We start from the raw sequence: 21,266 nt of genomic DNA, 5'->3' as shown, positions 1-21,266 counted from the left end.
AGCACTAAATACCCCGTGGCGAGGGAGCTTGTTCCCGCGGGGCTGCGTAGCGGCCCCTCTTCCACTCAAGCAGGTGGATCAGTCCCTGGCAGAATGAAGTCCTGAAGATTCTTCGTTTGCTGGAGCCGGCGAAGGCTGCGATCTTTCGTCCAACTTTCCCACAGCCTTTGCCAGGAACTCTTACGATGAGCTTCGTCAGCCCCGACCTGATCCGTCAACGCTTCTCCCGAGCGATGTCCGACATGTACCGCGACGAGGTGCCGCTGTATGGCGCACTGATGAAGCTGGTGGAACACACTAACGCCCAGGTCCTGGCCGACCAGCCGGAACTGGCCGCACACCTGCGCAGCACTGGCGAATTCGAACGCCTGGACCTGGAACGCCACGGCGCGATCCGCGTCGGCACCGCCGCCGAACTGGCGACCCTGGGACGGCTGTTCGCGGTCATGGGCATGCAGCCGGTGGGCTACTACGACCTCACGCCAGCCGGAGTGCCGGTGCATTCCACAGCGTTTCGTGCCGTGCATGAAAGCGCGTTGCAGGTCAGCCCGTTCCGGGTATTTACCTCGCTGCTGCGCCTGGAACTGATCGAGAATGCCGAGCTCCGGGCTTTTGCCGAGTCGGTGTTGGACCGACGGCAGATCTTCACGCCGGGCGCCCTTGAGCTCATTGACCTGGCCGAACGCCAGGGAGGCCTGACACAAGCCCAGGCTGAGGACTTCGTCCTACAAGCCCTGGAAACCTTTCGCTGGCACCACAGCGCCACCGTCACCGCCGAACAATACCGGCAACTGAGTGCCCAGCATCGCCTGATCGCCGACGTGGTGGCGTTCAAGGGCCCACACATCAATCACCTGACGCCGCGCACCCTGGACATCGACATCGTCCAGGCCCGGATGCCCGTGCATGGCATTACCCCCAAGGCAGTGATCGAAGGCCCGCCCCGTCGCCAATGCCCGATCCTGCTGCGCCAGACCAGCTTCAAGGCACTCGACGAACCGGTCGCCTTCACGAATCAGCCACAGGCTCAAGGCAGCCACAGCGCCCGCTTCGGCGAAATCGAACAACGCGGCGCTGCGCTCACGCCCAAGGGCCGCGCGCTCTATGACCAATTGCTCAACGCTGCGCGCGATGCGCTGGGAGAGTTTCCCAACGAAGCCAACGCCGAGCGCTACAACAGGCTGATGGCCGAACACTTTGTCGCGTTCCCTGACAGCCATGATGAGCTGCGCCAACAGGCACTGGCGTACTTCCGTTACTTCCCGACGCCCAAGGGCCTCGCCGCCAAGGGCACCCTTGAGCAAGCGGTCTCCCTGGAACACTTGCTCGAGCAGCAATACCTGCACGCCGAGCCCTTGGTATACGAAGATTTCCTGCCGGTCAGCGCCGCCGGCATCTTCCAGTCGAACCTCGGCGATGCCGCCCAGAGTCATTACGCCGGACAGTCCAACCGCCAGGCCTTCGAGACTGCACTGGGGCGCGCCACCATCGATGAGCTGGGGCTGTATGCCCAGACGCAACAGCGCTCTATCGACGAGTGCAGGGCTGCGTTGGGTGTGTAGGAGCAAGCTGAAGGAAAACGGCAAGAAGTTGCCTGGGAAACGCCCAGCGTGGCAGGCCTTTCTCGGCCATTCTGCCCCAGGTAACGTGGTGTCGGGGTGGGGCACGAATATCTGCAATGCGCCGGGCAAGCGTCTGTAGGTTTTGTTGCCCGCCTGAAGGGAATAGCAGCCTGATATAAAATCAACCTATTGATATTTAACGTTTTTTTGAAGTTGGCATAGCGCTTGATAACCGTCAGGGCACCTCGGGGCGATTCCCGCCCCAGGCCCTTAGTTATCCAGGAAGGAGAGCATTCCTTGGCTACCCCCGCGTACATGTCCGTTACAGGCACCAAACAAGGTCTGATCACTGCCGGTGCGTTTACCGCCGATTCAGTGGGCAACACCTACCAAGAAGGTCATGAAGATCAGGTCATGGTGCAAGCTTTCGAGCACCAAGTGACAATCCCCCGCGATCCTCAGTCCGGTCAGCCAACCGGTCAGCGCATACACAAACCCTTGGTCATCACCAAGGTATTCGACAAAGCTTCGCCACTGCTGTTGGCCGCCCTGACGAGCGGCGAACGTCTGACCGAAGTCAAGATCCAGTGGTATCGCACTTCGGCCGCCGGCACTCAGGAGCACTACTACACCACCACGCTGGAGGACGCGATCATCGTCGATATCAAGGACTACATGCCCAACTGCCAGGACCCGGAGAGCGCACACTTCACCCATCTGGAAGACGTGCATTTCACGTATCGCAAGATCACCTGGACCCACGAAGTCAGCGGGACCTCGGGTTCCGATGACTGGCGTGCACCGGCCGCCGGTTGATTCGCAGGCAAATGCTCAGGCATCGGCCAACGCTGTTGGTCAATGTGCATTCAAACAATCGACAATTATTGATTCAGGACGGTGTTCGCCCAGTGCGACGGCCTCGGCAATCCATGCACTGGTAAAGAGCCTGACACTGGGCGAACGGGCACAATAATAATGGAACTTTCAGAATATGTCCGGGAGACTGTTTAAATAATTGTTTATCTTCGTTTGTAACTGCCGGCGACGGATCATTACTCACCTGTTCGTACAGTTATATTCGAGGCTGGAACCCGAACTGTGGCGAGGGAGCTTGCTCCCGCTGGGATGTGAAGCAGCCCCAAAAAGCGGCCGCTGCGCGCCCGAGCGGGAGCAAGTTCCCTCGCCACGGTGTTTGGATGGCGACTCATACGATAGCTGTACAAACAGCTATACAAAACATGGACAAGTACAAAAAAGTTATCGCCATGGAAAATTTAAAACAGTCATTAGAAAACTCTTTTTAATACCAGCCGGCGTGATACTTCAGCCACGCCGTCCGGTTTTTTGCGCATCGGTGTCCCCCGCGTCAGGGTCGCCGTGTTGCTGTTTGCGCTTGGCCGGGTCATTGGGCCGCAAGGCATCGTTATCGCGTTCCACTTCACCGGGCAATACCGGAGCGTCGGGGTTGGACCGGGTTTGATCGGGGTTGTGCTTCATGGCGAACTCCTTGGATCTTCGGGATTCAGGCATCGGGGTCGGCAACTTCTTCAGCGACATTGGCATCCGGAGAGCGCTGGTGTAGTTGCTCGGCCTGGGTCTTCAAATCCTGCCAACGCGCCAGGTCGATAGCGCCCTGGCCAAACAGGTCATTGGCCACCCGCATCAGCTCAGTGAAGTGGGCATCGGGGGACTGCTGCCAGTAGGCCTTGTCGTCGAACAGCCGCTGCCAGTCGGCCAGCGACGGAAGTTTGAGGTCATCGCTCATGACGGGCTCCTGCGAGACATTCATAAGCTATGAGGGTCGGCATTCGCGGGGAGTTCCAGCGATTCTCAGTAGCCGGTCATTTCCAGGTAACCCGTGCCGCCCTGGTTGCCACTGAGTCGCACCGGTCCCTCCCAATAGGGAATGCGCAGGTCCATCCAGGCATTGGGATTGAGTGACTGGGTGATGACGTCGAGTTGCTTGCCGGGGATCTTGATGGCCCAGCGTACCGGCATCGAGCGCCCGGAGACGTTGGCGGTGTCCAATGGCACAAGGCTGATCTCCCCGGCGTGCAGGGTTTGCGCCCGGCCCTGGACATCGATCCACGTGCCCGTGAGGTAGGGCGCGCCGTTCTTGTGGCGCATGCGGTAGAGCATCAGTTGCTCACCGTTGTCCAGGTGCAGGGAGAACCAGTCCCAGCCAGTCTGGTTAGCGGTCAGGGGCTGGCTGCTCCATTCGCGGTCGAGCCAGGCCGGGCCGCTGACCGTGTAGCGCTGACCGTCGATTTCCAGTTCACCACGGGCCTGGAAAAACGGCTGGCTGTAGTAATACGACGCCTGCCCCTGTTCGGATTTCTGGCTGAAACCTTGCTCGCCCTGCAACACCAGCGGACGGTTCGACGTCAGCCGCAAGGCATAGCTGAAGCGTCGGTCGCGAGCCTTCAATTGCAGGTTCGCCAACGGCTCGGCCGCTGAGGCCTGGGTGCTGAATTGCCAGTCATCGATCCAGGCCTCGAAGGGCGCCGCCTGCACCCCGGCCTGCCCCACCCCACCCCGCGCATAGCGCTCGGCGGCATGGTGCACGCTGGCGGAGGTGACCGCCGCGTGGCCGAGCCAGATCGTCTGGTTGCGCCAGCCGCTGGCCTGGGGCGCGGCATTCAAGGCGCTACGAAACAGCGTCCATTGCACACCGAAGTCCCGGCCCTGGGCGTCCTTGAGATTGGCGGTGACGTACCACCACTCGATACGGAAACCTTCATGGACGCCGTGGTCGGCCGGAAAACTGAACGGCCGGCCAGGCACCACCGGCGTGAACGCGACGGCCGAGTCGCCGAGGCCGGCAAAGCCCTTTTGCACCGGCGCTGAGTCATCACATCCGCTGAGCAACGCCAGCAGCAACACGCCGATTTTAATCTTCATGGGCGAAGGTCCTCAGCAAATCCGCCGGCTGCGCGCGGTACAACGCATACAGCGGCCAGGCCGATGCCAGCAGCGTGGCGAGCATCGCCAGGGCCAGCAACTGCGCCAACTGCAACGGGAACACCCGCAACGGCAGGCGCCAGCCGAAGGCCTGCACGTTGATCACCGCGTCCAGGCACCAGGCCAGGGCGATGCCCAGCGGCAAGGCCAGGACCAAAGTCAGCAACGCCAGTAGCCAAGTCTGGCCGAGGTTGAGCAACATCAGCTGCCGACGCGTCACCCCCAGCGCCCACAGCGGCGCCAACTGGCCGAGGCGACTCTGACTCTGGGTCAGCAGACTGATGAACAACGCCACCCCAGCCACCGCCAGGGTCAGGCTGTTGAGGGCCGCGGTCGCGGCGAAGGTGCGCTCGAACACCTGGGTCGACCACCCCTTGAGCCGCGCCTGATCGACGATGCGACTGTCATCCAGGCTGAACCGTCCCTGCAGTGCCGTCAGCAGCGCCGGGATCGCGGGCGGTTCGATGCGCAGGTTGAAACGGTTCGGCGTCAACTGTGGCCAGTGCGCCAGCAAATGATCGGCGTTGACCAGCACATGCCCCTTGGGATTGCCGTAGTCGGCGTAGATGCCGACGATGCGCAGCGCCCATGGCCCTTGCGGCGTCGAGAGGGTCAATTGATCGCCGATGCTCACGTTGAGGCGCCGGGCCAGTTGTTCGCTGAGCATGAGGGTGTCAGCGCTGGCCAGTTGCTCCCAAGGCTTGTCACCATCGGACTCCAGCAGCGGCCAATGCTGGCGGTAGTGGGGATGGTCGATGATGCCGTGGACATCCGTCGGCCAGCCCCGCAACGGAATCGAGACTTGCCAGAGAGGGACGACGGCACTGATCGTCGGTTGCTGCTTGAGCCAGACGTACAGTTCTTCCGCCTGAGCCGGGGTTTGCGGGCTGATGTACAACTCGGCGGTCAGCCGTTGTTCCAGCCAGTTGCTGAAGGTCTGGCGGAAACCGGCGGTCATGCTGCCAGCGCCGATGTTCGCCGCCAACGCCAGCAGCAAGGCCATCAGGGCCAGGCTCAGTGCCGGTAATTGCTGGCGGCAATCGGCGATAAACCATTGCCCGAGCACCGAGCGGCTGCGGCGCAGCAGCCACGTCAGCACGCTGCTGAGCAACACCGGCAAGGCCAGCGCCGCGCCCAGCAACAAGGCGGTCATCAGGACAAAACCGCTGGCCAGGCTATCGCCCCAGACCAACGCCGATGCGCCAATCAACGCCGCCACTGTCGCCACCCAACGCTGACGTCGCAGCCAGCGCCCATGGGCCTGATGCCAGGCCTGGGGGTTGGCCAGCGCCAGCAAGGGCAGGCGCGCCGCCCGCAGCAAGCTATCGGCGCCGGCCAGCAGCGCACCGAGCAGGCTCAGGCCGACACCGCTGAGCCACCACGCAATGCTGAGATTCAGGTGTCCGGCCACTTCGGCACCGTACAACCCTCGCAGGCTCGCCGCGACATCGGGCAACAACAGACTCGCCAGCCAGTAGCCGCTGAGCACCCCGGCGATCCCACCGAGCAAGGCCAACCCGCCCAACTCAATCGCCAGGCTGGCGACCAGCACCCGCGCACTGACGCCACAGGCCCGCAGGGTTCGCAACAGACTGCGGCGCTGTTCGAGGGCAAGGCCGATGGCCGCGTGAACGATGAACAGCCCCACCACGAAGGATAAAACCCCCAAAGCGTCGAGGTTCAAGTGGAAACTTTCGGTCAGGCGCGACAGGTTGTTTTCTTCATCGGCGCGCTTGAATTGCAGCCGATCGTTGAACGCCTCCGGCAACACGGCGCTGAACGTGGCGGGTAACAGCAGCCGCGACAGCTGGTCTGGCAACCCGAGTACCGCTTGGGCAAAACCGATGTCCATCAACATCACGCCCGGCGCCATGTCCACTTGGACATGCAGCGGCGGCAGCGGTCGCCCATCGATTGTGCGAGGCTGGTCGCCCTCCATCAGCCCGAGTGCCTGCAAGGTCTGCGGGGCGACCCAGGTGCGGCCGGGCTCGGTAAAGAATTCCACCACCTCGGTCATCTCCCTCGCCTGCCCCGCCAGTGCCGCACCGGGAGGTAGCGACACCGGATCGATGCCCATCAGTTGCAGGCGCTGGTCCTCGTGGCCCTTGAGCAGCACCCGGGCCTGCAACACCGGCGACACCGGCCAGCCCTGACGCCGCAAATCGACAAACCATTGCTGAGGGAAGGTGCCGCCACCGGGTGCAGTGAGGCTGGCCTGGGGTTCGCCGCCGATCAGTTGGCTGGCCCGGGCGTAGCTGTCCCGGGCCTGACTATTCAGCGCTTGCACGCCGGTGAGCAGGCTGGTGGCGAGCCAGAGGCCAGTCAACACGCTGAAGAACTGCACCGGGTGCTGGCGCCAATGGCTGAGCAGGGCCTTGAGGGCCTGGCGAAAAATCATCACCCCTGGGCCACCTGCGCCAATCGTCCGCCGTGCAACACCACTCGCTGGGCCAGGCGAGCCGCCACCCGTGGACTGTGGGTCACCATCAACAGGCTGGTGGGACTGCCCTCCAGCAGTTCCAGCAACAGTTGCAACACCTCGTCGCTGGTGGCTTCGTCGAGGCTGCCGGTGGGCTCGTCGGCCAGCAACAAGGGCGGTCGCGAGGCCAGCGCCCGTCCCAGCGCCACCCGTTGCTGCTGGCCGCCGGAAAGCTGCTCGGGGTAACGTCGCAGCAACGCTGCAAGCCCGAGCCGCTGCACCAGATGGGCTTGCCAGGCCGCGTCATAGCGGCCACACAAGCGCGCCTGGAACGCCAGGTTGTCTTCCACCGGCAAGCTGCTGATGAGGTTGAACTGCTGGAACACCAGGCCGATTTCCGTGCGTCGCCAATTCGCCAATTGGCTTTCGCTCATGCCATCGAGCCGATATTCACCACTGCGGATGCTGCCGCGATCGACCTTGTCCAACCCGGCGACCAGGTGCAACAGAGTGCTCTTGCCGCTGCCGGACTCTCCCATCAGCGCCAAGCTGCTGCCGGGCATCAAGGTCAGGTCGACGCCTTGCAGCACCGGTAACAGACCTTGAGGCGTGGGGTAGCTTTTGAACACTTGGCGAACTTCAAGCATGGACAGGCTCGACGGCTGGACGTGAGGCTCAGGATAGCGGAGGTTGGCCCACTCAACACCTCCACCCTCTGGCCGACCGCAATCGCGAGCAGGCTCGCTCCCACAGGGTTTACCGTTGGTCAATCTGTGGCGCGATGGCTGGGTAGCTTTTGTGGCGAGGGAGCTTGCTCCCGCTTGAGTGCGCAGCGCTCATCGCTTTTTTTGGGGCCGCTGCGCGACCCAGCGGGAGCAAGCTCCCTCGCCACAGGGTCGTGCAGTACCCAAAAAACTTGTGGGTATCCAACATCACCGCAAACTGACCCACCGCCATCGCGAGCAGGCTCGCTCCCACAGGGTTTACCGTTGGTCAATCTGTGGCGCGATGGCTGGGTAGCTTTTGTGGCGAGGGAGCTTGCTCCCGCTTGAGTGCGCAGCGCTCATCGCTTTTTTTTGGGGCCGCTGCGCGACCCAGCGGGAGCAAGCTCCCTCGCCACAGGGTCGTGCAGTACCCAAAAAACTTGTGGGTATCCAACATCACCGCAAACTGACCCTCCGACATCGCGAGCAAGCCCACTCCCACAACGAACTCAGCGCCTGTCAATGCCCCACCGCCATCTCAACCTGGCCAGCAGGCGGCGTCACGATATGGTCCAGGTCAATATGCTTCCAAGCCGGCTTCGCCCCCAGCCGCGCATTGAAGCGATAGTTGAAGGTGAAATCATCATCCGTCGGCTGGCTCAACGACCTGCCATAAACCGATTCAACCCCAACCGGGTCATACCCCATCAGCTGCAACAGCGTCGGAAAGATGTTGTAGTGACTCGAACGATCCTTGTTCCGCGCCCAGGCACTACGCCAATCAAGCGCATGCAATCGGCTGCCCTGGATCACTACCAACGGCACCACCCCCTCTTCGGCCACCGGGTCGCCGCCGCAATGAGTGTTGAGCCCGGGATTGCCACGCTCGTGCAGGTCCTGGCCATGGTCGGAGGTGTAGATCAATACAGCACTGCTCAAATCAGCCTGCTGGAAGATTCGCGTGAAGAACTCGCCGACGTTCCACAGCAAGGTGTTCTGGTACGCGTTTCGGTAGAGCAACCAGTCATCTTTCTGCCCATTGAAGCCGTCGCGGCGGCCGGTATCGGCCACTTCCTGAAACTGCCCTCGCGGCAACGCCGGGCGGTAGCTCATGAAGTCGTCGGGGTATTTGTCGTGTACCGGGAAATGCGCACCCACCTTATTGATCACCACCAATTCAGCCTGGTGATCGCCCAGCAGTTCAATCAACTTCGTCGCCGCCGCCATGTCGCGCTCACGCACGCTGGTCTGGTCGAATTGGACGAATTCATCGATGTCCTGCTTTTCCAACGGGGTCATCAGGTTCTGCAGGTTGCCGCCGGTGCGCTGGGCATCGATGTAGACGGTACGCAAGCCGGCCTTCTTGGCGTACTGCCAGATCGACGGCCGGGTGCTGTTGATGCGCATGTAGTCGGTGCGCGTGCCACCGTAGCGCAGGGTGACATTGGTGTCGGCACTGCAATTGGCGATAGACGCCGCATAACCGAAATTGAAGATATCCACGCCTTCGGGCGGCGTCTTCAGCCCCGTGCGCACGCCGAACGGCGTGTTGATATCCAAGTAATTACCGCCGATGCTTTCGTCGATAATCAACACAATATCACCCTCGATCGCAGACAATCGCCGCGGCAAGGTGACTGGCTCCCTGGGGCCAACGGTGTCGTGCAAGGACTCGTAGGCAAAGAGGTTCAAATAGGCCAACGGCGTATACATTACCGGCAGGCCGCGCGCGCCCTCGCCCGCCCGCACGAACAACACACCACTGAGCAACAACACGCCCAGCACCGGCGCCGCGATCGGCAGATAAGCAGGCAATCGAATCGTCCGCCGAGGTTTGAGGGCGACGCCGAACAACAGCAACAAACCACCAGTCACCGCGCTGATGATCACCTCGCGGTACTGATAGGCCGCCTCCTGGATGAACCCTCCCGAGTACACCAGCGAAACGAATTGGCTGTAGGTCAGGTAGCTGTCCGTAACCCGGGTATACACCTCGAAAAACACCGCTGAAACGAACAACGCCAAGGCAAACACATGCCTCACCAACGTCTGGTGTATGTAGGCGCTCATCCACAGCGCCACCACCAACAGCACAAACATCACGCCGAACAGCAACGTCGCCAAGCCCAGGCCCAACGCATCGAGACGGTCGAGGTAAGAGTCATACCCCCTTAGCAGGTACAGAAACAGCAGCAATTCCTTGAGGTAGCGGGCCATGTTTTCCTCGAGCGGATCGCGGTGTCGAAAGCGCTTCGTTCCTGCACGTTAGCAGCCGGTTTCCAAAGCGCAAGCAACACCTTCCTCAACCATGCGTCAAAAAAAAGTTACCCCAAAAACGACACGAAAACAGGTAACAAAATATAAAAATCTATGGATAACGACCGTTTATCGCTTTGTTAAATGCCGCCAATCCCCAACAAAACAGCCACTTTGCTAGAACAGTCAATGACTTGATATCAGAAGGCCCGATTTCACATGAATTGCCAACACTGACAACTGTCATTTTGCTGACACGCTTTTCTGAAGCTGCGCTATACCCCTCTAAACAGTTTCATCCGAGTTACATCATTCGGTTTGCGAGGCGCGCCAAAAATGGACGTGAGCGTATTTGGTACGGGGTATGTCGGGCTGATCCAGGCGGCCGCAATGGCTGACGTCGGACATCGCGTTTTGTGCATCGACATCGACCCGAACAAAATCCGGCAACTGCAGCAGGCCGTGCCGACCATCAGCGAGCCAGGACTGTCCAATCTGCTCGAAGACAACATCAAGGCCGGACGCCTGTCGTTCAGCTCCCAGGCCAGCGACGCGGTCAATCATGGCGAGCTGATCTTCATCGCCGTCGGCACCCCCGCCGATGAAGACGGCTCGGCCGACCTGAGCCATGTGCTGGCCGTCACCCGGCAGATCGCCGACTTCATGGACAGCGACCGCACCCTGGTCATCAAGTCCACGGTACCGGTGGGCACCGCCGACAAGGTGGCTGAATGCGCCCGCCAGACGCTGGCCCGGCGCGGCCTGAAACAGCTGAACGTACGCGTGGTGTCCAATCCCGAGTTTCTCAAGGAAGGCAGCGCCCTGGCCGACTGCATGCGACCGGACCGGATCATCGTCGGCACCGCCGATCCGGTGGCCCGCGACCAGATGACGGAGCTCTACGCGCCCTTCTGCCGCAACCACGAAAAACTGATGTTCATGGACAACCGCAGCGCCGAACTGACCAAGTACGCCGCCAACGCCATGCTCGCCACCCGCATCAGTTTCATGAACGAACTGGCCAATCTCACCGAACGGTTGGGCGCCGACATCGAAGCGGTGCGCAAAGGCATTGGCTCGGACCCGCGCATCGGTTATCACTTCATCTACCCCGGCTGCGGTTTCGGCGGTTCGTGCTTTCCCAAGGACCTGCGGGCCCTGCTGCACACCGCCGAACAAAGCGGCATGCCGATGCGCCTCCTGCGCAGCGTCACCGACATCAACGACAGCCAGCGGCACATCCTCTTCGAGAAACTGACGAAGCAATTCCAGGAGGGCCTGGCCGGCAAGTCGATTGCCATCTGGGGCCTGGCGTTCAAGCCCAACACCGATGACATGCGCGAAGCCCCCAGCCGCTACCTGATGGAAGCGCTGTGGCGCGAAGGCGCACGGGTCCAGGCCTATGACCCGGAAGCCATGTCCGAATGCCGTCGCCTCTACGGCTATCGCAAGGACCTGAACCTCTGCGCCACCCGCGATGACACTCTGGAAGACGCCGACGCCCTGGTGATCTGCACCGAGTGGAAGAACTTTCGCGTGGTGGATTTCGACCTGCTGGCCAGCAAGTTGCGCGCCCGAGTCATCATCGACGGTCGCAACCTGTACAACCCCGAACACCTGGCCGCCGCCGGGCTGTTGTATCGCGGTATCGGCCTGCGCCATACAGTGCCTGGCACCCCGGCACCAGGGCCGCAAGCGTGAACATCCTGGTCACCGGCGCAGCCGGTTTCATTGGCGCCCATCTCGTGCTGCGCTTGCTGCGCGACGGCCATCGGGTGTGCGGGCTGGACAATTTCAATGACTATTACGACCCGCAGCTCAAGCACGACCGCGTGGCCTGGGTGCACGACCAGGCCGGCGCGTTCCCCCTGGCGCGGCTCGACCTGGCCGACGCCCCGGCCATCGATGAACTGTTCCAAACCCGGCGCCCGGACGTGGTGATTCACCTCGCGGCCCAGGCCGGCGTGCGCTATTCCCTGGAGAACCCGCAGGCCTATGTCGACAGCAACATCACCGGGTTCCTGAACATTCTGGAAAACTGCCGTCGGTACCCGGTCAAGCACCTGATCTACGCCTCCTCAAGCTCCGTATACGGCGCCAACGCGCGCATACCGTATTCGGTTCAGGACAATGTCGATCATCCGCTATCGCTGTATGCGGCCAGTAAAAAAGCCAACGAACTGATGGCCCACAGCTACAGCCACCTGTTCGGCATTCCTTGCTCCGGCCTGCGCTTTTTTACGGTGTATGGCCCGTGGGGGCGGCCAGACATGTCGCCGATCCAGTTTGCCCGCGCCATCGCCGAAGACCGTGTGCTGCAACTGTTCAACCACGGCGAGCACCAACGGGATTTCACCTACATCGACGACATCGTCGAAAGCATCGCCCGCCTGATCGACCGTGCGCCCCAGGTCACGCCCTTGCTGAATCACGAACCACCGGACCCGGCTACCAGCCGCGCGCCCTGGCGGATCTACAACATCGGCGGCCAGCACCCGGTGGCCCTGCGCACCTATGTCGCGCTGCTGGAAAAGCACCTGGGACGCACCGCCCGTATCGAGTTGCTGCCCCTGCAAGCGGGGGATGTGCTCAACACCTGCGCCGACGCCAGCGACCTGGCAAGGGCCACCGGTTTCCGGCCATGCATCGCACTGGACGACGGCCTGGGCCGCTTCATCCAGTGGTTCCTCGATTACTACCCACTGCCTGCCCACGCGCCGCTCGCGGCCCAACCTCAGCGGAGGAGTCTATGACCCGACATGAACAAGTCATCGAGATCAACGCCCCGGGACGCGACAAACGTGTCGATCCTGACCACCGCAGGCGCCTGGACGCGGCCATCCACCGCCAGGGCCGTGGTTGGTTGACCGGTCGCGACGGCGGCCGGCCCTGGACAGTCTCGCGCACCAACCGCGTCGTGGCCTGCCTCGGCGCACTGGCGATCCTATTGATGCTCTGCCCGCTACTGCTGGGCCTGGCATTGCTGGTGAAATTTTCCAGCCCCGGTCCTGTGCTGTTCGTACAAAAGCGCACCGGGTATCGCGGCCGGGTCTTCGGCATGTACAAATTCCGCACCATGGTCGCCGACGCCGAAGCCCTCAAGGAGTCGCTGCGCCACCTCAACAAACACGGCGTCGATGCCATCGATTTCAAGATCGACAACGACCCGCGCATCACGCCCATCGGCCGGTTCCTGCGTCGCAGCAGCCTCGACGAACTGCCGAACCTGATCAACGTAGTGACCGGCGACATGCGCCTGGTGGGCCCGCGGCCGACCTCGTTCAACGCCTATCGCTACAAGGACAACCATCTTGTGCGCCTGAGCATCTACCCCGGCATGACTGGCCTGTGGCAGATCTCCGGGCGCAGCAATATCGACTTCGACCAGCGCGTGGAATTGGACCTCAGCTATATCGCTGAACAGAGCCTGTGGCTGGATTTGAAGATCCTGATGCTTACCCCCTTCAAAGTTTTCAGCGGCCACGGAGCGAGTTAAATGGACGGTTCAACGAATATCCTGACCATAGCAAGCCCGAGCGAGACGAACCTGACCTCGACCGTGCTCGACCCTTCCCTGCGGATCCTGCTCTTGACGTCCGCCAACACCGGCACAGGCACCAGCACCAGCGCCATGGCGCTGGCCGCTCAGCTTGCGCAGATGAGCAACGGTCGCGTCCTGCTGGTGGATGCCAGCCAGTCACCGCGCAACCTCAGCCAGCAACTGTCGCTGCAAAAAGAGCGCGGTTTCACCGATCTGCTGTTCAACAGCCTCGCCCCGCCGCTGCTGCAGGATTGCGTGGTGCAGGCGTCCAGCCTGCCGTTCGACGTGCTGCCCCACGGTCGCCTCGGCCGCAATGCCGAACACCTGAGTCCCGAGCGATTGCGCCCGCTGTTCAGGCAACTGGCGGCGCAGTACCGCTTTGTGGTGATCGACGCCGACGCGGTGTATTCGGCCAGCGACACCCTGGTACTCAGCACCCAGGTGGATGGCGTGGTGCTGGTGGTGCGCGGCGAGGACACCCGCTGGGAAGTGGCCCAGGCCGCCCGCCAGCGCTTGTCCCAGGCCGGTGCGAAAGTGGTCGGCAGCGTGTTCAACCGCCGCAAGTACTACATGCCCAAGTGGCTCTACAACAACCTGTAAGCCTGCAAAAGGATGACGAGATGAACGCCAGAATGCTTGTCTTGCTGTTGCTGCCGCTTGCCGGTTGCTCCAGCACCAGCGATACCCGCTCGATGCCGGTGCAGATCCTCACGGCCGCGCCGGCCAACGCCCAAGCCACCGACATGCCCAAGGTCGAACAGACCCTGCGGCCCCAGGATGTGCTGGATGTGATTTTCCACATCGGCACCACCTCTTCCCAGGCTTATCGAGTGCAACCTGGCGACCAGGTTGCCCTGAACTTCACCGCCGCCAGCCAGCTCAACGGCACGCAACAGGTGATGCCCGACGGCAGTATCGAACTGCCGGGCGCCAACACCTCGGTGAAAGTCGCCGGCCTGACCACCGACGAGGCCCGCCTGGAGGTGCAGCGTGCCTACAACCAGAAAATGCTGTTCCAACCCAACCGCAACCAATTGACCGTATTGGTGACCAGCCCGCTGTCCGGTGAGACGAACTTGCGCAACACTCTGACCCACCCGGCCACGGGCATGAGCCGGGAAATCATCGTGGGCCGGGATGGCTACGCCAGCTTTCCGGAAATCGGCTCGGTGCCGTTGCAAGGCATGACCGTCACCCAACTGGAAACCTTCCTCAACGAGCGCTACGCGCAGTTGCCAGGCCACATGACCGTCGACGTACTGCTCAAGTCCACCGCCGGCAACGAGATCTATGTCCTCGGCGAGGTGGCCCAGCCCGGTTCCTACCCGATCCGCCGGCCGATCTCGGTCCTCGAAGCCCTGACCTTGGCCCGTGGCACGAACGTCAAGGCAAGGCTCGACTCGGTGGTGATCATGCGTCGCAACGGCAATCAGGTTGAAGCCCGCCACTACGACGTGGAGAAGGCCCTGAGCGGTGACGCCTCGCAGATCGCCTACCTGCAACCGGAAGACATGCTGTACGTGCCCAAGACCGGCTTGGCAAAAGCCGGCGAAATGGCGCGGCAGTTGGCCGATGTGGTGTTGTTCCAAGGCGTCGGAGTCAGCCTGGGCTACCGCCTCGACAGCAAAGGCGACAATAGCAGATCCAGCACCAACACCTCTGAAACAGGTAATTGATCATGAACCCCAAGGAAAATTATCTGCATGAGTTCTTCAGGATCTTCTTCGCCAACAAGCAGTGGGTGAAGCGCGTCTTCCTGATCTTCGCCCTGATCGCTCTGGTGCTGCCGTTGATGCTCAAGCAGAGCTTCGACATCACCGCCCAGGTGATCGTCCAGTCGAAGAAACTCTCCCAGGGCGACGCCACCACGTCTCTGAACCAGGAAAACGCCACCTTCATCCCGCCGTCCCTGGCGGACATGGAAACCGAGAGCAATATCCTGCGCTCACCGGCCTTGATCCGGCAGACCATCAGCACCCTGCGCGACCAGGGCGAATACACCCCAAGCCCAGGCATTCTGAATAAATGGGTGAGCGAACCGCTCAAGATGTACATCACCCAGCCCCTGCGCGAGTACGTCGTCAACCCGTTGCGCGATGGCCTGGGCCTGGAGGTCGATCCGGTGCGCGACACCGTGCTCGATACGCTGACCGACGAGGCCATCGAGAACCTGAAGATCGAGACCCTGCCCGGCTCCAACGTCATCTCCATCGTCTACAGTTTCGGTGACCCGGCCCAAGGCACCCGGTTCGTGGCACAACTGCTGCAGAACTACCTCAGCAGCCGCCAGGACCTGCAGTCGATCGAACTGCCGCAGACCTTCTATGAGCAGAAGAAAGCCCAATACCAGACTCGTCTCGACGGCCTGGAAGGCACCCGGCTGGGGCTGCTGGAGAACATCGGTTCTTCCGACCCCAAGGAAGAAATCACCTTCCGCCTGAACGCCATCAACACCGAAGAACAGGCCCTGAACCTGTATCAGGATCGCTTGCTGCAAAGCCAACGCTGGCTCGACTATCTCAAGACCAGCCTGGCGGCGGCGAACAGCTCGCGGTTCAACGACTACACCTTCCCGTTCACCTTCACCACCACCGTGGACAACATTGCCTTCGAAGACCGGGAAATCAAACAACTGGGTGAGCAATTGACCAGCCAGGTCAGCCGCTACATGAATGACCTGGCGATCTTCCAGCCCAGCAGCGAACCGATGTTGCTGGCCCGGGAACAGATCGTCCGCACGCGCCAGCAGTTCTTGAAAGTGGTCAACAACCGGATCCAGGAACGCACCACCGACCTGGCCGTCGTCAGTTCGGTGATCAATCAGAAAGTCGAACGCATCGCCGCCTTCAAGGAGCGCATCCATCAGTTGCAGGAAACCCAAAGCAAGCTGCGGCAGATGGACACCGAGATCAACGCCCTGCATGCGGCGTTCTCGACCTATGCCCAGCGCTTCGCCGAGGCCAGCACTGCGCGCTCGCTGGACAACGACCTGTCCAACGCCCGAGTCCTGAGCCCGCCGTTCGAACCGACCGCCGCGGCCTTTCCCAAGCCGATGCTGATCATTGTCTTCGGCATGTTCAGCGGCCTGCTGCTGGCGATCGCCCTGGTCTATGTGCGTGAGTTCTTCGACCATCGCTTCAAGCACCCAGCGCAAATCACTCAGCAATTGGATGTGCCGGTGCTGTTGGTGATCAACGAACAGTCCCCCGACCAGGTCAACCCGCACCGCAACTGGAGCCTGCCCAGCCTTGTCCATTGGGTGAGAAATTGAACGCGCCGTTCGGCCCGACCCGCCACAGCAGCCCCCTGTCGATCATTCATCTGCTCGACAGCGGCGGCTTCTATGGGGCCGAGCGGATGCTGCTCGATCATTGCCTGGCAACGCCCGGACAGCACCAGGTGCTGTTCCTGGCGGCGCCACCGACGTTGATCACGCGTTTTCGCCAAGCCGGGGTCGATTGCCGTCACTGCGCCAGTTGGGCCGAGCTGTTGCAGCACCTGCGCGAGCGCAGGGACGAACGACCGCTGATCAACACCCACAACTTCAAGGGGCTGTTGTTTGGCTGGTCGGCGGCCACGCTACTGCGCCTGCCACTGGTGATCACCCAGCATGGCTTCACGCCGCGCAGCCCCAAGCAGCGTTTCTACACCTGGCTGAGTCTGCAACTGTGCCGTACTGCTTCGGTCAAGCGAGTGGTCTGTGTGGCCGAAAGCATCGCCACGCTGCACCGCCGGGCCAGCGTGCGGGCGGAAAAACTCGATGTGATCCCCAACGGTCTGCCAGCGGCCAGCACACCGCTGGCCCACCGCACCGACCGGCAGCGCTGGCGGGTCGGCTACGTCGGCCGCTTGAGCAGCGAGAAAGGCCCGGACCTGTTCCTCGACGCCATGATCCCCCTGTGCCAGCGGCACTCGTCGCTGCACGCGGTGATGCTCGGCGACGGCCCGGAACGCCAGGCGCTGCTCAAGCGCATCACCGATGCGGGGTTGCCCACGCGCATCGAACTGCCCGGTTACCAGACCGACATGAACGCTTGGTGGAGCCGCCTCGACGCCCTGGTGATCAGCTCGCGCACCGAAGGCACCCCAATGATTCTGCTCGAAGCCATGCAGGCCGGCGTGCCGGTGGTGGCGTTCGGCGTCGGCGGCATTCCCGACGTCTTGCAGGACCGGCATAACGGCCTGCTCGCGACACCGACCGACAGTGCGGAACTGGCGGCGCAGATCGAAACGCTGTTCAGCGAGCCGCCCCTGGCACGGATCCTGGCCGACAACGCACGCCGAACCCAACAGGACCGCTACGACCTGCGCACGCTGGCCGAACGCTGGTCGCAGCTTTACATCCGCACGGCACGGGAGGCTCGCTCATGATTGTCCCGCTCTCGATCGTCAGTCTGCTGGGCCTGGTGTGCCTGGCGTTGCTGGCCAGCCCTTATCCGTTTTTGGCGCCGGGCGCGGTGTTCGGCCTGGTCGGCGTCGCCGTGCTGTACCGCAAGCCCATGTGGGGCTTGCTGGGCATCGCCGCACTGGTGCCGTTCGAAGGCCTGTTCAAGGAGAACGCGTTTTCCGGCAGCAAGTTCTTTGGCCTGGCGCTGATCCTGATCCTGATGTTGCAACTGGCCTTGCACCAGATTCCCGGAGCGCGCCTGCGCAGCAATATCTGGCGGCCGCTGATCGGTTTCATGCTGCTGTATGGCCTGAGCCTGCTGCTGTCCGAAAACATGAACCTGTCCATGACCCATTTTCGCGAACTGGCGGTGGGGCTGATTCTCTTCGTGATCACTTTGCTGATCGGTCGCGAACTGAACCTTGACCTGTTCTGTCGCCTGATGACCTTGAGCGTCACCACCACCTGCGTGCTGGCGATGTTTTCGGCCAAGTACCAGGACCAGGGACGCGCGTCCGGCCTGCTGGAAGACCCGAACGTCTTTGCCCTGCTGATCGCTTTCACCGTGCCGCTGGCGTTACTGTTGGTGGTGCGTGGCCCGAGCGTGCTGCACCGGTTGTTCTGGGGCGGCTGTTTCGTCCTGCTGCTGGGCGGCATGACCAAGACCGAATCGCGCTCGGGGCTGGTGGTGCTGATGCTCAGCCTGGTGATCGGCTTGTATCACTACCGCGCGCAACTGCCGCGCATCCGCCCACGGCACCTGGGCTTCGCCATGCTTGGCCTGGCACTCATCCTGCCCCTGGCGATCGCAGTGATGCCGGCCGGCTACGTCGCGCGCATCCAGTCGTTGAGCATCCTCAGCGCTGGCGTCAACGCTCACAAGGATGAATCCCTGGGCCGCCGCGCCTCGTACATTCTGGTCGGCAGCCAGATGATCCGCGAGAACCCGATACTCGGTTCAGGGCCCGGGACCTTTCCCCTGCACTACGCGCCCACTGGCTATGCCAAGGCGTTCTCGGCCAACCGCAAACTAAGCGACCTGTATCGCCGGGCCCATAACACCTACCTGGAAATCTTCAGCGAAATCGGCGTGCCGGGTGGGCTGATGTTCGTCGGCATGATCGGCCTTGGCCTGTACAACCTGCTGCACGCCCGTCGGCTCTGGTTGCAGCGCCGCGACTGGGCGCAGGCGGACCTGCTCACGCACCTGGGCATGAGTTTTCTCTCGCTGGCGTTGTTCTTGATGTTCCTCAGTGCGCCGAACCACAAGTTGCTGTGGATCATGCTGGCCCTCACCAGTGTGTTGCGCTACGACGCCGAACAGGCCGCGCAACAGGAGGCCCGGCCATGAGTTGCGTCAGCGTCGTCATCCCGATGTACAACGAGGCCCGGCACATCGGCCGGACCCTGCAGGCAGCTCGGGAAGCGGCCCGTCAGGCCGGCCTGGCATGCGAGTTGATCGTGGTGGACAACGGCTCCGACGACCATGGCCCGCGCATCGCCAACGAGCTGGGCGCGCGGGTGCTGATGGTCCCAGGCGTGCACATCGGCGCCTTGCGCAACCGCGGTGCCGCCGCCGCCCATGGAGACTGGCTGGCATTCATCGATGCCGACATCGAAATGCCGGCTGACGGGTTCAAGCTGTTGCTGGAACTTGAAGGCCACCAGGGCGACGTACTCGGCCTGGACCTCGACACGCCCCGGCAGGCACCGTGGTTCGCCGAAGCCTGGCAGCGCCGCAGTCAACGCCCGGCCTCACGCCTCCTGCATCGGGTGCAGTGGCTGCCCAGCGCCAACCTGTTGATGCGTCGCCGCTGGTTCGAACAGGTCGGCGGCTTCGACGAAACCCTGCGCACCGGCGAAGACAAGGATTTCTCCCTGCGCCTGCGCCAGGCCGACGCGCAATTGCTGCTGGTCAACGAAAGCGTGGCCCTGCACTGGGGCTACGAAGGCAGTTGGCGCGAGTGGATGCGCAAGGAACTGTGGCGCCAGGGCAGCCATCTGCAATTGCTCCGCAGCCATGGCCCGAGCCTGCGCCTGCTGCGCTTTCCAGCGCTGTCCATGGGTGCCTGGGGCTTGGACCTGTTGGCTTTGCTCGCATTGTTCCAGGGGCAGTTGCACCTGGCGCTGATGCTGTTGCTGGGCACGGCACTGCCACCCTTGATTCTGAGCCTGCGCCAGAGCCGGCGCGACCCGCGCCTGACCGTGCAATTGTGGGCCTTGCATGGGGTGCGCCTGCACCTGACCGGCGCCGCGTTGCTACTCAATCTATGTCATTGGAACGTCAGGAGACCTGCCCGTGGCTGAATTCATTTATTGGTCCTGCCTGTTGCTGCCGGTGTACGCCTACCTCGGTTACCCCTTGATACTGAGCCTGCTGGTGCCGCTGTTTCCGTTGCGGCGTTACGGCAAGGCCTTGCCGATGGACGTGAGCATCGTCATTGCCGCCCACAACGAGGCCCGGCATATCGAAGAAAAGCTGCGCACCTTGCTGACCCAGGACTATCGGGCCCATTCGCTGCAAATCATCCTCGCCAGCGATGGTTCCACCGACGACACGGTGGCCTGCGCACGCCAGGTGATCGACCCGCGCATCACCGTGCTCGACTTGCCGCGCCAAGGCAAGGCCGCCGCCCTCAATACCGCTGTGGCCCATAGCCGCGGCGAGATCCTGGTATTCACCGACGCCGACAACCAATGGGCCGTCGATACCCTCGGCCATCTGCTCTCGCCGTTGGGCGACCCGGAAGTCGGCGCCTGTGCAGGGCATATGGAGATCCCGGTGCCAGGCAAGGGGCTGAGCCTGGGCGACAGCCTGTATCGCCATTACGAAGGCTGGTTGCGGCGGGTAGAGAACCGCACCGGTTGCATGGTCTCGGCCGACGGCGCCCTGCTGGCCTTGCGCAGGGCTTTGTTCCAGCCGATTCCGGCCCAGGTCAACGATGACTTTTTCCTCAGCACCTGCGCGCCGGCCGCTGGCAAGTCCATCGTCTACGTGCCAAGGGCGCGGGTGACCGACCAGGGCGTGGACGAAGCCGACAAGCAGTTTCGCCGACGTCAGCGGGTCACCGTCGGTGGGTTGCAAAGCCTGGCCCAACGCCGGGAACTGCTCAATCCGCTGCGTCATGGGCTCTATGCCATTGGGTTGATCAGTCACAAATTGATCCGCCGCCTGGCGCCGGTGTTGCTGCTGCCGCTGTTGCTGAGCAATGCCTGGCTGTGGAACGACCATCCGTTCTATCGCCTGAGCCTGGTGGCGCAGTTGCTCGGCTACGCCATGGCACTGATCGGCTTGATGGACGCCCGCCACCGTCTGCCCCGGCCCTTTCGCCTGGCCGCGTTTGTGCTGGTGACGCTGGCGGGCATGAGCATCGGGCTCTGGCAGTTCCTGCGGGGTCATCGCTACAGCCAATGGAACCCCGAGCAGAATCGCTAA

18 protein-coding genes are annotated in these 21,266 nt (G+C 62.4%); 12 read left to right on the top strand and 6 right to left on the bottom strand.

The annotated features are described in order from the left end of the window. Positions 1-185: 185 nt before the first annotated feature. Together hglS and AD659_RS11015 are read left to right on the top strand one after the other, a co-directional pair. The gene (gene hglS / locus AD659_RS11020) at positions 186-1,562 is read left to right on the top strand and encodes a 2-oxoadipate dioxygenase/decarboxylase HglS (protein ID WP_053121068.1); all 1,377 of its coding nucleotides are present in this window, start codon (positions 186-188) and stop codon (positions 1,560-1,562) included. A gap of 297 nt (positions 1,563-1,859) precedes the next feature. Beyond that, a complete protein-coding gene (locus AD659_RS11015) occupies positions 1,860-2,378 on the top strand; it encodes an Hcp family type VI secretion system effector (RefSeq protein WP_053121065.1) in 519 nt (172 codons plus the stop codon). Between the two features lie 507 nt (positions 2,379-2,885). Here AD659_RS11015 and AD659_RS29960 read toward each other — a convergent pair. From AD659_RS29960 to AD659_RS10980, 6 genes are all read right to left on the bottom strand, one after another. After that, the gene (locus tag AD659_RS29960; RefSeq protein ID WP_167352865.1) at positions 2,886-3,059 is read right to left on the bottom strand and encodes a hypothetical protein; all 174 of its coding nucleotides are present in this window, start codon (positions 3,057-3,059) and stop codon (positions 2,886-2,888) included. A 25-nt stretch (positions 3,060-3,084) separates the two neighbouring features. Then, the gene (locus tag AD659_RS11010; protein ID WP_053121064.1) at positions 3,085-3,327 is read right to left on the bottom strand and encodes a hypothetical protein; all 243 of its coding nucleotides are present in this window, start codon (positions 3,325-3,327) and stop codon (positions 3,085-3,087) included. 65 nt (positions 3,328-3,392) lie between these two features. Then, a complete protein-coding gene (locus AD659_RS11005; RefSeq protein WP_053121062.1) occupies positions 3,393-4,463 on the bottom strand; it encodes a lipocalin-like domain-containing protein in 1,071 nt (356 codons plus the stop codon). Next, positions 4,453-6,921 carry an ABC transporter permease gene (locus AD659_RS11000; protein ID WP_082343538.1) on the bottom strand — a complete coding sequence of 823 codons (2,469 nt, stop codon included), beginning with the start codon at positions 6,919-6,921 and terminating at the stop codon, positions 4,453-4,455. The genes AD659_RS11005 and AD659_RS11000 overlap by 11 nt, the downstream gene beginning before the upstream one ends. Then, positions 6,921-7,589, bottom strand: a complete 669-nt coding sequence (locus AD659_RS10995; protein WP_053121059.1) for an ABC transporter ATP-binding protein — start codon at positions 7,587-7,589, stop codon at positions 6,921-6,923. Before AD659_RS10995 ends, AD659_RS11000 begins: the two co-directional genes overlap by 1 nt. A gap of 576 nt (positions 7,590-8,165) precedes the next feature. Then, a complete protein-coding gene (locus AD659_RS10980) occupies positions 8,166-9,863 on the bottom strand; it encodes a sulfatase-like hydrolase/transferase (RefSeq protein ID WP_053121053.1) in 1,698 nt (565 codons plus the stop codon). A 375-nt stretch (positions 9,864-10,238) separates the two neighbouring features. Between AD659_RS10980 and AD659_RS10975 the strand changes: the two genes are divergently transcribed. From AD659_RS10975 to AD659_RS10930, 10 genes are read left to right on the top strand one after another with little or no spacing between them, the layout of a single operon-like run. After that, a complete protein-coding gene (locus tag AD659_RS10975; RefSeq protein WP_053121051.1) occupies positions 10,239-11,603 on the top strand; it encodes a UDP-glucose dehydrogenase family protein in 1,365 nt (454 codons plus the stop codon). After that, positions 11,600-12,655 carry an NAD-dependent epimerase gene (locus AD659_RS10970; protein ID WP_053121049.1) on the top strand — a complete coding sequence of 352 codons (1,056 nt, stop codon included), beginning with the start codon at positions 11,600-11,602 and terminating at the stop codon, positions 12,653-12,655. The genes AD659_RS10975 and AD659_RS10970 overlap by 4 nt, the downstream gene beginning before the upstream one ends. Beyond that, positions 12,652-13,398 carry a sugar transferase gene (locus AD659_RS10965; RefSeq protein ID WP_053121047.1) on the top strand — a complete coding sequence of 249 codons (747 nt, stop codon included), beginning with the start codon at positions 12,652-12,654 and terminating at the stop codon, positions 13,396-13,398. The genes AD659_RS10970 and AD659_RS10965 overlap by 4 nt, the downstream gene beginning before the upstream one ends. Beyond that, a complete protein-coding gene (locus tag AD659_RS10960) occupies positions 13,399-14,043 on the top strand; it encodes a CpsD/CapB family tyrosine-protein kinase (protein ID WP_053121046.1) in 645 nt (214 codons plus the stop codon). A gap of 20 nt (positions 14,044-14,063) precedes the next feature. Then, on the top strand, positions 14,064-15,119 hold the full coding sequence (locus AD659_RS10955) for a polysaccharide biosynthesis/export family protein (protein WP_053121045.1): 1,056 nt from the start codon (positions 14,064-14,066) through the stop codon (positions 15,117-15,119). Positions 15,120-15,121: 2 nt separating this feature from the next. After that, positions 15,122-16,714, top strand: a complete 1,593-nt coding sequence (locus AD659_RS10950) for a GumC family protein (RefSeq protein ID WP_053121044.1) — start codon at positions 15,122-15,124, stop codon at positions 16,712-16,714. Then, complete coding sequence (locus AD659_RS10945) at positions 16,711-17,814, top strand: glycosyltransferase family 4 protein (RefSeq protein WP_053121043.1); 1,104 nt, start codon at positions 16,711-16,713, stop codon at positions 17,812-17,814. Before AD659_RS10950 ends, AD659_RS10945 begins: the two co-directional genes overlap by 4 nt. Continuing rightward, complete coding sequence (locus AD659_RS10940; protein WP_053121042.1) at positions 17,811-19,181, top strand: O-antigen ligase family protein; 1,371 nt, start codon at positions 17,811-17,813, stop codon at positions 19,179-19,181. Before AD659_RS10945 ends, AD659_RS10940 begins: the two co-directional genes overlap by 4 nt. Then, positions 19,178-20,137, top strand: coding sequence for a glycosyltransferase (locus AD659_RS10935; RefSeq protein WP_053121040.1), 960 nt, complete (start codon positions 19,178-19,180; stop codon positions 20,135-20,137). Before AD659_RS10940 ends, AD659_RS10935 begins: the two co-directional genes overlap by 4 nt. Beyond that, positions 20,130-21,266 carry a glycosyltransferase family 2 protein gene (locus AD659_RS10930; protein ID WP_053121038.1) on the top strand — a complete coding sequence of 379 codons (1,137 nt, stop codon included), beginning with the start codon at positions 20,130-20,132 and terminating at the stop codon, positions 21,264-21,266. Before AD659_RS10935 ends, AD659_RS10930 begins: the two co-directional genes overlap by 8 nt.

Source organism: Pseudomonas thivervalensis, assembly GCF_001269655.1.
Taxonomy (GTDB): Bacteria; Pseudomonadota; Gammaproteobacteria; order Pseudomonadales; family Pseudomonadaceae; genus Aquipseudomonas; species Aquipseudomonas thivervalensis.
Note: the sequence above shows the minus strand (reverse complement) of the source record. Positions and strands in the feature narration are given on the sequence as shown.

Bases quoted from the DNA above. Each gene is read 5' to 3' on its own strand.
- AD659_RS10955 (WP_053121045.1), top strand. From the start codon at position 14,064: ATGAACGCCAGAATGCTTGTCTTGCTGTTGCTGCCGCTTGCCGGTTGC.
- hglS (WP_053121068.1), top strand. From the start codon at position 186: ATGAGCTTCGTCAGCCCCGACCTGATCCGTCAACGCTTCTCCCGAGCG.
- AD659_RS10935 (WP_053121040.1), top strand. From the start codon at position 19,178: ATGAGTTGCGTCAGCGTCGTCATCCCGATGTACAACGAGGCCCGGCAC.
- AD659_RS29960 (WP_167352865.1), bottom strand. From the start codon at position 3,059: ATGAAGCACAACCCCGATCAAACCCGGTCCAACCCCGACGCTCCGGTA.
- AD659_RS10995 (WP_053121059.1), bottom strand. From the start codon at position 7,589: ATGCTTGAAGTTCGCCAAGTGTTCAAAAGCTACCCCACGCCTCAAGGT.
- AD659_RS10950 (WP_053121044.1), top strand. From the start codon at position 15,122: ATGAACCCCAAGGAAAATTATCTGCATGAGTTCTTCAGGATCTTCTTC.
- AD659_RS11000 (WP_082343538.1), bottom strand. From the start codon at position 6,921: ATGATTTTTCGCCAGGCCCTCAAGGCCCTGCTCAGCCATTGGCGCCAG.
- AD659_RS10975 (WP_053121051.1), top strand. From the start codon at position 10,239: ATGGACGTGAGCGTATTTGGTACGGGGTATGTCGGGCTGATCCAGGCG.
- AD659_RS10980 (WP_053121053.1), bottom strand. From the start codon at position 9,863: ATGGCCCGCTACCTCAAGGAATTGCTGCTGTTTCTGTACCTGCTAAGG.
- AD659_RS10965 (WP_053121047.1), top strand. From the start codon at position 12,652: ATGACCCGACATGAACAAGTCATCGAGATCAACGCCCCGGGACGCGAC.
- AD659_RS10940 (WP_053121042.1), top strand. From the start codon at position 17,811: ATGATTGTCCCGCTCTCGATCGTCAGTCTGCTGGGCCTGGTGTGCCTG.
- AD659_RS11010 (WP_053121064.1), bottom strand. From the start codon at position 3,327: ATGAGCGATGACCTCAAACTTCCGTCGCTGGCCGACTGGCAGCGGCTG.
- AD659_RS11005 (WP_053121062.1), bottom strand. From the start codon at position 4,463: ATGAAGATTAAAATCGGCGTGTTGCTGCTGGCGTTGCTCAGCGGATGT.
- AD659_RS10960 (WP_053121046.1), top strand. From the start codon at position 13,399: ATGGACGGTTCAACGAATATCCTGACCATAGCAAGCCCGAGCGAGACG.